The organism is Sphingopyxis sp. TUF1 (assembly GCF_036687315.1).
Classification (GTDB): domain Bacteria; phylum Pseudomonadota; class Alphaproteobacteria; order Sphingomonadales; family Sphingomonadaceae; genus Sphingopyxis; species Sphingopyxis kveilinensis.
Genome location: NZ_CP144683.1, coordinates 620,035 through 633,364, shown reverse-complemented (window position 1 = coordinate 633,364; position 13,330 = coordinate 620,035). Strand labels below are relative to the sequence as shown.

Sequence of the window (13,330 nt, the reverse complement as noted above, 5' to 3'; positions counted from 1 at the left end):
GAGGCCACCCGATAATTTCAAAGGTCAGTAAAGGTCAGCCTTACGCGGCGTCCCGATCGGGTCGCCGCGGCGGACAAGGCCGTGCCGGGTTCACAGGCCGGGCTGCAATCGCTTTTGTCCACATATTGAAAGAGCTGGCATGAAGGCTGGCACAGCCAGGTCATGTAGGACAGCTTTTTTTGCCTGTCGGGCGAAGGCTGCTTTGGGGTGGGGAGCGGACGTTTCAATAAACCGTCGCCCCGCGAAGGCGGGGGCCGCAATCGGCCTTTTCGTGCGCCGCTGCGTAAACCGACAGCGGCCCCCGCCTTCGCGGGGGCGACGGCTAGGTTTCGTCGCAAGCGGACCCAGACGCTTTAGGCAGCGCCGCGATGGAGAATGGGGCGGGCGGTAAATTTTTGCATGAAGCGAAGGCTGGCAGCCGTAGCGGCAATTGCAAACCGCCATTTTCATCGCATTGCAGCGGCATTGACAGGGGCAGGCGCTCCCTGCACCTTTCGCCGTCGGGAGAGAATGATGAACGAAAAACCTGCGCTCGCCGCGGGGCTTGGGTCGCCCCCCGCCGACAGTGCGGCCGCGCAGACGCGGACGATGCTGTGGCTTTTGCTGATCGTCTATATCTTCAATTTCCTCGACCGGCAGATCGTCAACATCCTGGCCGAGCCGATCAAGGCCGACCTTGGCCTGTCCGATACCGAATTGGGACTGCTCGCGGGTCCCGCCTTTGCGGTCTTCTATGCGCTGCTCGGCATTCCGATTGCGCGCTATGCCGACAAGGACGGGACCAATCGCGTCCGGCTGATCGCTGCCGCGCTTGCTGTGTGGTCGGCGATGACCGCGGTCTGCGGCCTCGCGCAAAACTTCGTGCAATTGCTTTTCGCGCGCATCGGCGTCGGCGTCGGTGAGGCGGGCTGCACCCCCGCCGCGCACTCGCTCATCACCGACAGCGTGCCGGCGGAGAAGCGCTCGTCGGCGATCGCCTTTTACGGCATGGGGGTGCCGATCGGCTCGCTGCTCGGGCTCATCATCGGCGGCATCGTCAACGACCTGTACGGCTGGCGCATCGCCCTGATGCTCGTCGGCGCGCCGGGCCTGCTTCTCGCGCTGATTGTGCTGCTGGTGATGCGCGAGCCGCGGCACCGCCGCACCGCCGAAGCCGCCGCAACTGCCGCCGCAGTCGTGCGGCTGTCGACCGGCGAGGCGATGAAGGAGATTTTCGCGTCGCGCGCCTTCATTTACATCCTCATCGCCGCGTCGGTAACCGCCTTTCTCGGCTATGGAAAAGCGCTGTGGACGATCAGCTTTTTCATCCGCAGCCACGGGCTGTCGACGACCGAAGCCGGGCTGTCCATGGCGGTCGTCCTCGGCCTTGCCGGGGTATTCGGCACCTGGCTCGGCGGCAAGATGGCCGATGTGTTCGGCAAGCGCGACAAGAAGCATATCCTGACCTTCCCCGCCTATGGCATGGCGGTGGCCGCGCCGATCCTGTTCCTTGGCTATTATATGGAAAACTGGCTGGTCGCGGTCGCGTTGCTGATCGTGCCGACGATCCTCAATTCGGCCTACTACGGCCCTGCCTATGGCTGTGTGCAGGGACTGGTCCGGCCGCAGGCGCGCGCCGTCGCCGCGTCGATCATGCTGTTCGGCCAAAATCTGATCGGGCTGGGCTTCGGGCCGTTCCTGTTCGGGGTGCTGTCGGACCTGCTCGCGCCTGCCTATGGGCAGGAAAGCGTGCGTTACGTGCTCTACGGTGCGGCGTGGCTGGGGCTGATCCCCGCCTTCTTCTTCTGGCGCGCCAGCCTGCGGCTGAAGGCGGAATTGAAGTCGGGGTAGGCGTTTTCGTCATTGCGAGCGAAGCGAAGCGATCTCCAGCCATCGGCCTCACGCAAGTCCGATGGCTGGGGATCGCCGCGTCGCCTTCGGCTCCTCGCGATGACGACGGCTAATAGGGTGGTGCCTGCCTGGCGCGCTGTGCTTTCGCCGCGTCGATCCACCAGTTGAGATCATCGGCAAAGCGTGGGAACGCCTTTTCCAGCCGTGCGCCATCGTCGCCGACGGGGGCGCCCGAGTCATCAAAGGCGCGGCCGGTCCGCCCGACCGTCAGGATCGACGAAATCACCGCCATCCCCATTTCGCCCAATATGTCGCGCCACCCCATCATCGCGCGCACACCCGCAAACGGGCCGCCCGAATAACAGGCGATCGCCGCGGGGCGCCAGAACCATTCCTCGAGGAAATGATCGGTCAGATTCTTGAGTCCCGGCTGCGGCCCCCAATTATATTCGCCGGTGACGAAGACGAAGCCGTCGGCGGCGACGATCTTGTCCGCCAGCTCGGCCATCGCGCGCGGGGCCTCGCCCTTCGGATATTCCTTATACATGCGGTCGAGCATCGGGAGGCCGACCGCCTTGGCGTCGATCAGTTCGGCGCGGTCGCCGCGCGCGCCGATCGCATCGACCAGCCAGTTCGCCAGCTTGATGCCCTGCCGGTCGCGGCGGTAGCTGCCATAAAGGACGAGGATGTAGCGGGCCATGGCGCGATGTTGGCATGGCTTGCATCGAAACGGAAGGGACCTAAGCTGAACCGACCGTGGGGGGGGAGAGACTATGCGCGTTTATCGCACACCGGACGAGCGTTTTGCCGGGCTGCCGGACTGGCCCTATGCACCGAACTATCGCGAGATCGCAGACGGGCTGCGTGTCCATTATATCGACGAAGGGAGGGCGGGCGTCCAGCCGGTGCTGATGCTGCATGGCGAGCCGACGTGGGCGTATCTCTATCGTCATATGATCGGGCCTGCCGTGAGTTCGGGCTTTCGCGCCGTCGTGCCCGACCTCATCGGCTTCGGCCGATCGGACAAGCCGCTCGATCGTTCGGCCTACAGCTATGCCGCCGAAGTCGCGTGGATGCGCCAGTGGATCGAGGCGCTCGATCTTCAGGACATCATCCTTGCGTGTCAGGACTGGGGCTCGCTGATCGGCCTGCGCCTCGTCGCCGAAATGCCCGAGCGTTTCGCGGGCGTCGCGCTGTCGAACGGCGGCCTTCCCGAAGGCCAGCCGGCGCCGCGCGCCTTTGCCATCTGGCGCGCCTTTTCGCGTTATAGTCCGGTCTTTCCGATTGGGCGGATCGTCAACGCGGGCGCGAAGCGGCAACTGACGCCGCAGGAAGTCGCCGCCTATGACGCGCCCTTTCCGACGCGCGCGTCGAAGGTCGCGGCGCGGGTTTTTCCATCCTTCGTGCCGCTGGGCGACAATGTCGCGGTGCCCGACCAGAAACGCGCATGGGCGGCGCTGGAGGCGTTCGACAAGCCCTTTCTCTGTTGCTTTGCCGATGGCGATCCGATCACGCGCGGCGGTGATGCGCTGTTCACCAGCCGGGTGCCCGGCGCGCGCGGGATGGCGCACCGGACGTTGCACGGTGGGCATTTCATCCAGGAGAATGATCCGGCGGGATTCGTCGCGGCGATCAGGGATGTGGCGGCGGCGGCACGCCCTTAGTCGTGATTGCGAGCGGAGCGAAGCAAGCTTCCGCCGTCGACCTTGCGCAGGGCGGATGGCTGGAGATTGCTTCGTCGCTTCGCTCCTCGCAAGGATGGTGCGGGTCAGTCGCTGAACGGATCGCGGATCAGGATCGTGTCTTCGCGCTCGGGGCTGGTCGAGACCAGCGCGATCGGGGTTTCGATCAGTTCCTGCACGCGCTGGATATATTTGATCGCCTGTGCGGGCAGGTCGGCATAGCTGCGCGCGCCGGCGGTGGTTTCGTTCCAGCCGTCCATTTCCTCGTAGATCGGTTCGACCTCCGCCTGGTCGGCGGCGTGGGCGGGGAAATAGTCGAGAATCTTGCCGCGCAGGCGATAGCCGGTGCAGATGCGGATGGTGTCGAAGCCGTCGAGCACGTCCAGCTTGGTCAGCGCGATGCCGGTGACGCCCGATACCGCGCAGCTTTGCCGCACCAGCACCGCGTCGAACCAGCCGCAGCGCCGCTTGCGCCCGGTGACGGTGCCGAATTCATGCCCGCGTTCGCCCAGCCGCTGGCCGATCTCATCCTCCAGCTCGGTGGGGAAAGGGCCGCTGCCGACGCGGGTCGTATAGGCCTTGGCGATGCCGAGCACGAAGCCGACCGCCGAGGGGCCGAGGCCGGAACCCGACGCGGCGGTGCCGCTGACCGTGTTCGAACTGGTGACGAAGGGGTAGGTGCCGTGATCGATGTCGAGCAGCACGCCCTGTGCGCCTTCGAACAGGATGCGCGCGCCGGCCCTGCGGACCTTTTTCAGGCGCTTCCAGACGGGCTGCGCATATTCGAGGACATAGTCGGCGATTTCGGCGAGGTCGGCCTTCAGGCGCTCGCGGTCGATCGGCGGTTCGCCGAAGCCGGCGCGCAGCGCGTCGTGATGCGCGGTCAGGCGGTCGATCTGCGGGTCGAGCTTGTCGAGATGCGCAAGGTCGCAAACGCGAATCGCGCGGCGACCGACCTTGTCTTCATAGGCCGGGCCGATGCCGCGACCGGTGGTGCCGATCTTGCCCGCGCCCGCCGCCGTCTCGCGCAGCGCATCGAGGTCGCGGTGAAAGGGAAGGATCAGCGCGCAATTGTCGGCGATCGCGAAATTCTCGGGATTGATGGCGACGCCCTGACCGCGCAGCTTGGCGATCTCGTCGCGCAGCGCCCAAGGGTCGAGCACGACGCCATTGCCGATGATCGACAGCGTGCCGGTGACGATACCCGAGGGGAGCAGCGAAAGTTTGTAAACCTGCTCACCGACGACGAGCGTATGGCCGGCGTTGTGTCCGCCCTGAAAGCGGACGACCGCGTCGGCGCGGCTGGCGAGCCAGTCGACGATCTTGCCCTTGCCCTCGTCGCCCCATTGCGACCCGATGACGGTAACATTTGCCATGATGCTGTCCTGCTGAATGCGGCCCATCGGCCCGGCGCGGCCTTAGCGGATTTGGGCGGGGAGGCAAGCGCGGTGAGGGACACAATTTGTTACGAAACGCCGATTTCACGACATATGGCCGCGACATTCTGCTTCCATATCGCGATCATCATAAAAATGAGAATGAAAGGTGCCGATATGCGCAAATTTGCAGGCTGGGCCATTGTGGCCATGTTGGCCGTGGCCAGCGTTTCGATCAGCCCCCTTGCCGGCGCCCGCGAAGAACTGCGCGCGCGGCTTGCCGAGCGGATGGGAGCGGACAATGCGCCCAAGGTGCCGGGCAGCGAGACGATTTCATACGGCCGCGACCCGCTCCAGACACTCGACGTCTGGCGCGCGAAAGGCGCGGCGGGACCGGCCCCGCTGGTCATCTTTGTCCATGGCGGCGGGTGGAAACGCGGCGACAAGGATAATGCGACCGGACGCTTCAAGGCCGTGCATTATCCGGAGCAAGGCTATGCCTTTGCGTCAATCAACTATCGCCTCGTTCCTGCGTCGACGGTCGAGCAGCAAGCCGCCGATGTCGCGAGCGCGGTCAAGGCACTGATCGACCGCGCCGACCGCCTCGGCATCGACCGGCGGCGCATCGTGCTGATGGGGCATAGCGCGGGCGCGCATCTGGTGGCGCTCGTCGGAACCGATCCGCGTTATCTGCGCGGTGCAGGACTGTCCTTTGCCGACATCGCCGGGGTGATCCCGATCGACGGCGCCGCCTATGACGTCGCGGCGCAGATGCAGGATGGGCCGCCGATCATGCACAAGACCTTTGAACAGGCGTTCGGCACCGACCCGGCGCGGCAGAAGGCGCTGTCGCCGACGCTGCACGCCGCAGCGCCCAATGCGCGCGAATTCCTGCTGCTCTATGTCCAGCGCGCCGATGGCGTGCGGCAGGCGAAAGGGCTCGGCGCCGCGCTCGAAAAGGGTGGCAGCCGTGTCGAGCATGGCAGCTTTCCCGGCGAGGGGTTGAAAGGTCATGCGGAGATCAACCGCAGCCTTGGCGACCCCGCCTATGCGCCGACGGCATTTGTCGATGCGTGGTTGAAGCGGGTGTTTGCGCGGTAGGGTGGAGATTAGGCGGTGGAAGTAAGCCGTCGCCCTTTCCCGCTCGTGTCGAGCGAAGTCGAGACACCCATCGAGATAACACCAAGCCCGAGGGGCATCTCGACTTCGCTCGATGCGAACGGATCAGGTATATCCGTCCGCTGTCGGTCAAACGCCCTCAACCCGCCGTAACCTCCAGCCCGCGCTGCACGCCAGGCCGCGCCAGTCCGGCATCCAGCCAGCGCTGCACATGCGCGAACCGATCGAAGCCGACGATGTCGGCGGCGTCGTAAAAGCCGATCAGATTGCGCACCCAGCCGAGCAGCGAAATGTCGGCGATGCTGTAGTCGCTGCCCATCACCCATTCGCGCGTCGCCAGCCGCTCATCGAGCACCCCCAGCAACCGCGCCGATTCGGCGGCGTAGCGGTCGCGCGGCCGCTTGTCGTCATACTGCCGTCCTGCGAATTTATGGAAAAAACCGAGCTGGCCGAACATCGGCCCGACGCCGCCCATCTGCCACATCACCCACTGGATCGTCTCGTACCGCGCCGCCGGATCGGGCGAGAGGAACTGCCCGCTCTTGTCGGCCAGATAGATCAGGATCGCCCCCGATTCGAACAAGGCGAGCGGCTTTCCGCCCGGTCCTTGCGGGTCGTAGATCGCTGGAATCTTGCCATTGGGGTTGAGCGCGAGGAAGGCCAGGTCATGGCTTTCGTCCGCCATGATGTCGATGCGGTGCGGCTCATAGGCGAGGCCCGTCTCCTCCAGCATGATTCCGACCTTCACCCCGTTCGGGGTCGGCGCGGAAAAAAGCTGGAGGCGGTCGGGATGGGTGGCGGGCCAGCGCGCGAAGATCGGATGATCCATGATCATGCGCCCTGCTCGCGCTTCGCCTGCTGGTGGTGGCGGATCACTTCGTCGATAATGAAGCGCAGGAATTTCTCGCTGAACTCGGGGTCGAGATCGGCGTCGCGGGCGAGCGCGCGCAGCCGCTCGATCTGGCGCTCCTCGCGGCCGGGGTCGGCGGGGGGCAGGCCCTCGCGCGCTTTCAGCTCGCCGACCGCCTTGGTCACCTTGAACCGTTCGGCGAGCATATAGACGAGCGCCGCGTCGATATTGTCGATGCTCTGGCGGTATCGGCTCAGCTGGTCGTCCATGCGCGGGGCTCCTGTCTCTCATGGCCCGCTTGGCACCGGCAAGGGGGCGGTGGCAAGCCGAAAGTCGTTGCAAAATCGCGGCCGCGCCGCCAAGGGTCGCGGCGATATGACTGCCGAAATCCATCAGCTTCGCGGGGACGCGCCGCCCTCGCTCGACCCGATGATGGCGCTCGTCGCCGCCGACATGAATGAGGTGAATGCGGTCATCCTCGACCGGATGCAGTCCGAAGTGCCGCTGATCCCCGAACTGGCGGGCCATCTGATCGCGGGCGGCGGCAAACGGATGCGCCCGATGCTGACGCTCGCGTGCGGCCGCCTGCTCGACTATCCGGGGCGCCGCCATTGCAAGCTCGCGGCCGCGGTCGAGTTCATCCACACCGCGACGCTGCTCCACGACGATGTCGTCGACAAATCGGACCTCCGCCGCGGCCGCAAGACCGCCAACGTCATCTGGGGCAACAGCGCCTCGGTGCTCGTCGGCGATTTCCTGTTCAGCCGTGCGTTCGAGGTGATGGTCGAGGACGGATCGCTGAAAGTGCTGAAGATCCTCAGCCGCGCGTCGGCGGTGATCGCCGAGGGCGAGGTCAACCAGCTGTCGGCGCAGCGCCGCATCGAAACGAGCGAAGACCAGTATCTCGCGATCATCAATGCGAAGACCGCCGAACTGTTCGCCGCCGCGTGCAAGATCGCCGCGGTCGTCGCCGAACGCGATGAAGCGACCGAAGCCGCGCTCGACGCCTATGGCCGAAATCTGGGTATCGCCTTCCAGCTCGTCGACGACGCCATCGACTATGTCTCCGACGCCGAAACCATGGGCAAAGGCGTCGGCGACGATTTCCGCGATGGCAAGGTCACGCTGCCTGTCATCCTCGCCTATGCGCGCGGGTCGGCCGAGGAGCGCGAGTTCTGGAAACAGGCGATCACCGGCCACAAGATTTCGGACGAGGACCTCGTCCATGCCACCAGCCTGCTGCGCAAGCATGACACGATCGCGGACACGCTGGCCCGCGCGCGGCATTACGGCCAGCGCGCGGTCGACGCGATCGGCGGCTTCCGCGCCAGCCAGGCGAAATCGGCGCTGACCGAAGCGGTCGCCTTCGCAGTCGCGCGCGCTTATTGAGCCGATGAGGCCAGCGCTGCCGATCGACGCGGTGCTGCCCGACATCATGGCGGCACTGACGTTGAAGCCCAACGCGGTCGTCGTGGCGCCGCCGGGCGCGGGCAAGACGACGCGCGTCGCGCCGGCGATCCTGGGCCAGCCGTGGTGCAAGGGCGCGGTGTGGCTGCTCTCTCCGCGGCGGCTCGCGGCGCGCGGCGCGGCGGAACGCATATCCGAGGAGATGGGCGAGGCGGTCGGCGGTACGGTCGGTTATGCGACGCGGCTCGACAGCAAGCAATCCGGGGCGACGCGGCTGCTAGTCATGACGCCGGGCCTGTTTCGCAACCGCATTCTTGCGGACCCCGAACTGTCCGGCGTGTCGGCGGTGCTGTTCGACGAGGTGCACGAGCGCAGCCTCGACGGTGATTTCGCGCTCGCATTGGCAATCGACGCGCAGCAGGGGCTGCGCGACGATCTGCGCCTGATCGCCATGTCGGCAACGCTCGATGGGGCGCGCTTCGGTGCGCTGCTCGGCGATGCGCCGGTGGTGAGGAGTGAGGGCAAGATTTTCCCGCTCGACCTCCGCCACATCGGCCGCCGTGCCGAAGACCGGCTGGAAGCGTCGGTGCTGGCGGCGGTGAGGCAGGCGATGGCGGATGAGACAGAGGGCGACATGCTCACGTTCCTGCCCGGCGCCGCCGACATCGACCGCGCGGCGAATGCGGTGGAGGAGGCGCGCCTGCCGCTCGCCGTCCACCGGCTGCACGGGCAGATCGACCCGGCGCTACAGCGCAAGGCGCTTGTCCGCGACCCCGAGGGACGGCGCAAGCTGATCCTCGCAACGAGCATCGCCGAAACCAGCCTGACGATCGACGGCGTGCGCATCGTCATCGACGCGGGCCTGTCGCGCCGGCCGCGCTTCGACAAGGCGGCGGGCATATCGCGCCTCGTCACCGAACGCGCGAGCCAGGCGTCGGCGACGCAGCGCGCGGGGCGCGCGGCGCGGCAGGGGCCGGGAGTGGCCTATCGGCTGTGGGAAGCGGCGGCGACCGCGGGAATGCCGCCCTTCGACCCGCCCGAAATCCACGAAAGCGACCTGATGCCCGTCGTGCTCGATTGCGCGAGCTGGGGTATCATTGACCCGCGCCAATTGGGCTGGCTCGATCCGCCGTCGCCCGCCGCGGTCGCCGAAGCGAAGACGCGGCTGCAGGGGATCGGTGCCCTTGGCGAAGATGGGCGGATCACCGCGCATGGCAAGGCGCTCGCGGCGATCCCGCTTCCGGTGCCGCTCGCACACATGCTTCTCGACGCGGCGCGAGCGGGGGAGGGTGAGCTGGCGGGACGCCTCGCGGTGCTGCTTACCGAACCGGGCCTCGGCGGGCGCGGCGTCGATGTCGAGGCGCGGTTGGCGCGCTGGCGCGGACAGCGCGACGCGCGGTCCGAAGGGGCGTTTCGCCTGGCGCGGCGGCTGTCGGGCATTGCCGAGAGGCTCGCGGCGGACGCGGGCGATACCGCACCGCGTTCGATCGGCGGCTGGATCGCAAGCGCCTGGCCCGAGCGCGTCGCGCGTCGGCGCGCGGGTCAGCGCGGCGAGTATCTGAGCGTTGGCGGGCGCGCCTATCGCATCGATCCGGTCGATCCGCTGAGCAACCATGAATGGCTCGCGATCGCCGATGCACAGGGTCATGCGGCGGGCGTGCGCATCCTCGCCACGGCGCCGATCGCAGCGGCCGAGGTCGAAACGTTGTTCGCTGACCGCATTCTGTCCCATTCGGCGAGCCGCTATGACAGCGCGGCCGACCGCGTCGATCATCGCCGCGAGCGGCGGCTTGGCGCGATCGCGCTGACGAGCGGGCAGGTGCCGCGCGGCGACCATGCGGAGAGCGACATAGCGGTGCGCATGGCGGCGGTGCGCGACAAGGGGCTGAGCCTGATCGGCTGGGGGCCGGCGGCGCAGGCGCTGCGCCAGCGCGCCTCCTTCGCGGGGATCGATGCGCTGTCGACCAGCGCGCTCGGCGACAGTCTCGAAATCTGGCTCGAACCGTTGCTCGGGCATTGCCGGGGGCTGCGCGACATCGGCGACCGCAGGCTTGCCGATGCGCTGATGGCGATGCTCGACTGGCCGGCGCGGCAACTGCTCGAAAAACATGCGCCCGGCGACTATACGACGCCGGCGGGCAGCAGGCATCCGATCGACTATGGCGCCGACGGCGGTCCGACGGTCACCGTGCGGGTGCAGGAGATGTTCGGGCAGTCGCGCCATCCGACCGTTGGCGATCCGCCGGTGCCACTGATTCTTGCGCTCACCTCGCCCGCGCACCGGCCGATCCAGACGACGCGCGATCTGGCGTCCTTCTGGGCGGGCAGCTGGCACGATGTCGCGCGCGAGATGCGCGGCCGCTATCCCAAGCATAGCTGGCCCGACGATCCGGCGAATGCGCACCCCACGCTGATGACCAAGGCGGCGCAGGCGCGGCGCGATGCGCAATAGACCTCTTTTCGCGGGCGGGGCTTGCGGCTAAGGCGGCCACACCGGCACCAGTAACAGGACGACCCGATGAAAGCGCGTATCTTCCAGAAGCCCAAGAATGCGATGCAGTCGGGTCGCGCCGGCACCGATCGCTGGATCCTGGAATTCGCGCCCGCCGAAGCGCGCAAGCCCGATCCGCTGATGGGCTGGGCGGGGAGCGGGGATACGCAGCGCCAGCTGCGCCTGGGCTTTGCGAGCCGCGACGACGCGGTCGCCTATGCCGAAAAATATGGCATCGATGCGGAGGTGATGCCGGCACCGGTGCGCAAGCTGAAGATCCAGGCCTACGCCGATAATTTTCGTTAATTAAACGTCGCCCCCGCGAAGGCGGGGGCCGCAGGAACCCTTATCCAGCATGGTCGCTTAATCCCGACAGCGGCCCCCGCCTCCGCGGGGGCGACGATCATTATTTCGCGTCGGGCTGCAACAGTTTGTGCAGGTGAACGACGACATATTTCATTTCGGCATCGTCGACGGTGCGCTGCGCCGCGCTGCGCCACGCCTTTTCGGCGGATTTATAGTCGGGATAGAGGCCGACGACATCGAGATTGGCAAGGTCGACGAAGTCGAGACCCTGCGGATCGCTGACCCGTCCGCCGAACACGAGGTGCAATTTGCTCATGGCTGTTTTCCTTGCGGAGTACCGCTGATGGGGAGAAGCGGCGGCCCCTAACAGCGGTTTTCGTTCGGAGCAAGCGGGCTCATTCCTCCCCCGAACGCCCCTTGGGCAACAGCGATCCAAGCAGCGCGCCGATGGCCGCAGCGCCTGCAACAAGGGCCAGCGGCTGCTTTTCGGCGACGTCCTTGAGCTTGCTGTTCGCGCGCTTGGCCTGAACCTTGCCCTTGGCATAGGCTTCGCCGGCGGCCTCGCGCGCCGCACCGGCCTGTTCGCCCGCGCGCGCGGCGAGGTCTTCCGTCGCGGCGCGCGCGCGGCCATAGCCGTCCTGGATGCGCGCCTTTGCCGCTTCGGCGGTGAGGCGGGCGTTTTCGGCGGTTTTCTCCGCAAGTTCACTCGCTTTCGTACGCGCGTCACGCGCCGTTTCACTGAGCGGCTTCATCATCTTCCTCCATTGGTTCATCATCTTCTGACGCCGTATCGGCGCGAAAATGATCGGCGATCCCCGTCGCCATATCTTGCATCTTGCGCGCCACTTTGGGTGCATGTTCCTTGATCGGTTCGCGCAGGAGCCAAGTGATCCCGGCCGCGGCGGCGATCGCGATGGGCCAGCGATTATCGCGAAACTCCTGCTGCACCACGTGCGCGGCATCGTCGATCTTGGTGCGTGCGCGATATTTGCCGCGATCGACCAGCGCCGCGGGACGGAGCGCCGCCTTGGCGATGCCGAGCCGCCGATAAAGTTCGGCGCGTTGCAGCATCGAACGGCGCGCGGCGGCGATCAGGCGGTTGCGCGTGCGCGGCATCAGTCGTCGATCCCTTCGTTCACCAGATCGCGCCGCAGCGCGGTGCGGATATCCTCATACGCCCGGCGCGCGCGCCACCCGGCGAGCGCCGCGATGAGCAGCAGCACCGCCACGACGATGATCGTGGCGAGCAGGGGCCCGACATGTGGTGCGAGCACGAGAATCCCGCCGAAGGCCAGCGCGAGCATCGCGACGCCGAGCGCGCAGGCGGCGAGCGTGCCCCACGCGGCGCTCCATGTCGCGCCGTGCAGCGCAAGTTCGCCGCGCGCCTCGATTAGCGCCAGTTCCGCCTTCGCGGTTTCCGACAGATTGTCGACGACATCGCCGACAATCTTGTCGAGCGGCACGGGTTCGCTGGTCGCGGGACGGCTGTCGGGTGCATAGCCGTGGCTTATGCCGTCAAAGCTGCGCCCGGCGGGCGCGGGGGATTCGGGATCGGGGGATGCCAAGGACCGATCAATCGTTCGAGCCGCCCTTGAGCATCCGGGCGAGCACGAAGCCGATCACCGTCGCGGCGCCAACCGCGATTGCGGGGTTCTTCTTGACCATGTCGCGCGTCGAGGCGGCGAGTTCGTCGAGATCCTTCTTGTCGAGGCTGGTCGCGAGCCCGGCGACGGTAGCGGCAGCCGAGCGGGCATAGTCGCCATATTGCTTGCCGAACTTTGTATCGACTGTGCCTGCGCTGTCCTCGAGCATCTTGGCGAGGCTGCCGACGGCCTCGGCCGCCTTGCCCTTGCCCTTCGTCGCGGCGTCGCGCGCGGTGGTCGATGCCTGCTTTTTCAGCGCGGCGGCTTCTTCCTTCAGCGAGGCGGCCTTCTTCGACGCTTCGGACTTGATCGTGTTGCGCGTGGCGGCGAGCTGGTCACGGATCGGATGCTCCTTCGCGGCCTTCACCGACGCGGGCTTGGGCGCGGGCGCCGCCTTGATGGCGGCGGGCTTGGCGGGGGCCCGGGGACGGGGCGCCGCGGGCTTCTTGGTCGCGGGAGTAGCGGCTTTTGCCATCATCATATCCTCTTCTGTCGTTCAGGCACCGCGCGGGCGGGCATCCTTTTTCATCCTGTACCAATATATAGCAAGGCGCGCCCATTGGTTCCATCCCCACGCAAAATTCCTATGCAGCAGTTGCACTAGCGGAAAGGCGTCGATAACAGGC

Annotated in this window: 15 protein-coding genes; 6 read left to right on the top strand and 9 right to left on the bottom strand. The window is 66.6% G+C overall.

Features of this window, described 5'->3' with window-relative positions; translation table 11 throughout:
* Positions 1–513 precede the first annotated feature (513 nt).
* A complete protein-coding gene (locus VSX77_RS03060) occupies positions 514–1,830 on the top strand; it encodes a spinster family MFS transporter (RefSeq protein ID WP_338426197.1) in 1,317 nt (438 codons plus the stop codon).
* Between the two features lie 109 nt (positions 1,831–1,939).
* Here VSX77_RS03060 and VSX77_RS03055 read toward each other — a convergent pair whose 3' ends face one another.
* Entirely contained in the window at positions 1,940–2,530 is a 591-nt protein-coding gene (locus tag VSX77_RS03055) for an NADPH-dependent FMN reductase (protein WP_338426196.1), read from the bottom strand.
* A gap of 73 nt (positions 2,531–2,603) precedes the next feature.
* Between VSX77_RS03055 and VSX77_RS03050 the strand changes: the two genes are divergently transcribed.
* Positions 2,604–3,494 carry a haloalkane dehalogenase gene (locus VSX77_RS03050; protein WP_338426195.1) on the top strand — a complete coding sequence of 297 codons (891 nt, stop codon included), beginning with the start codon at positions 2,604–2,606 and terminating at the stop codon, positions 3,492–3,494.
* Positions 3,495–3,598: 104 nt separating this feature from the next.
* Here VSX77_RS03050 and VSX77_RS03045 read toward each other — a convergent pair whose 3' ends face one another.
* Positions 3,599–4,888 carry an adenylosuccinate synthase gene (locus VSX77_RS03045; RefSeq protein ID WP_338427200.1) on the bottom strand — a complete coding sequence of 430 codons (1,290 nt, stop codon included), beginning with the start codon at positions 4,886–4,888 and terminating at the stop codon, positions 3,599–3,601.
* A gap of 177 nt (positions 4,889–5,065) precedes the next feature.
* On the opposite strand from VSX77_RS03045, the gene VSX77_RS03040 reads away from it, so the two are divergent.
* Positions 5,066–5,989, top strand: coding sequence for an alpha/beta hydrolase (locus VSX77_RS03040; RefSeq protein ID WP_338426194.1), 924 nt, complete (start codon positions 5,066–5,068; stop codon positions 5,987–5,989).
* 157 nt (positions 5,990–6,146) lie between these two features.
* Here the strand turns inward: VSX77_RS03040 and VSX77_RS03035 are convergent, their stop codons facing one another.
* Positions 6,147–6,842 carry a glutathione S-transferase N-terminal domain-containing protein gene (locus VSX77_RS03035; protein ID WP_338426193.1) on the bottom strand — a complete coding sequence of 232 codons (696 nt, stop codon included), beginning with the start codon at positions 6,840–6,842 and terminating at the stop codon, positions 6,147–6,149.
* A complete protein-coding gene (locus VSX77_RS03030) occupies positions 6,839–7,126 on the bottom strand; it encodes a chorismate mutase (RefSeq protein WP_011540825.1) in 288 nt (95 codons plus the stop codon). Before VSX77_RS03030 ends, VSX77_RS03035 begins: the two co-directional genes overlap by 4 nt.
* Before the next feature lie 106 nt (positions 7,127–7,232).
* Here VSX77_RS03030 and VSX77_RS03025 point away from each other — a divergent pair, with 106 nt between their 5' ends.
* The 3 genes from VSX77_RS03025 (at position 7,233) to VSX77_RS03015 (ending at position 11,061) form a co-directional block, all read left to right on the top strand.
* Positions 7,233–8,246: a polyprenyl synthetase family protein gene (locus VSX77_RS03025; protein ID WP_338426192.1), complete on the top strand. Its 1,014-nt coding sequence runs from the start codon at positions 7,233–7,235 to the stop codon at positions 8,244–8,246.
* Positions 8,247–8,250: 4 nt separating this feature from the next.
* Positions 8,251–10,716, top strand: a complete 2,466-nt coding sequence (gene hrpB / locus VSX77_RS03020; RefSeq protein WP_338426191.1) for an ATP-dependent helicase HrpB — start codon at positions 8,251–8,253, stop codon at positions 10,714–10,716.
* A gap of 66 nt (positions 10,717–10,782) precedes the next feature.
* Complete coding sequence (locus VSX77_RS03015; protein ID WP_338426190.1) at positions 10,783–11,061, top strand: ETC complex I subunit; 279 nt, start codon at positions 10,783–10,785, stop codon at positions 11,059–11,061.
* A 100-nt stretch (positions 11,062–11,161) separates the two neighbouring features.
* Here VSX77_RS03015 and VSX77_RS03010 read toward each other — a convergent pair whose 3' ends face one another.
* The 5 genes from VSX77_RS03010 to VSX77_RS02990 form a co-directional block, all read right to left on the bottom strand.
* Entirely contained in the window at positions 11,162–11,377 is a 216-nt protein-coding gene (locus VSX77_RS03010) for a DUF4170 domain-containing protein (RefSeq protein ID WP_338426189.1), read from the bottom strand.
* Between the two features lie 79 nt (positions 11,378–11,456).
* Complete coding sequence (locus tag VSX77_RS03005) at positions 11,457–11,813, bottom strand: hypothetical protein (protein ID WP_338426188.1); 357 nt, start codon at positions 11,811–11,813, stop codon at positions 11,457–11,459.
* A complete protein-coding gene (locus VSX77_RS03000; RefSeq protein ID WP_338426187.1) occupies positions 11,797–12,177 on the bottom strand; it encodes a hypothetical protein in 381 nt (126 codons plus the stop codon). The genes VSX77_RS03005 and VSX77_RS03000 overlap by 17 nt, the downstream gene beginning before the upstream one ends.
* The gene (locus VSX77_RS02995) at positions 12,177–12,626 is read right to left on the bottom strand and encodes a phage holin family protein (RefSeq protein WP_338426186.1); all 450 of its coding nucleotides are present in this window, start codon (positions 12,624–12,626) and stop codon (positions 12,177–12,179) included. The genes VSX77_RS03000 and VSX77_RS02995 overlap by 1 nt, the downstream gene beginning before the upstream one ends.
* Positions 12,627–12,633: 7 nt before the next feature.
* Complete coding sequence (locus tag VSX77_RS02990; RefSeq protein ID WP_338426185.1) at positions 12,634–13,179, bottom strand: hypothetical protein; 546 nt, start codon at positions 13,177–13,179, stop codon at positions 12,634–12,636.
* Positions 13,180–13,330: the final 151 nt, after the last annotated feature.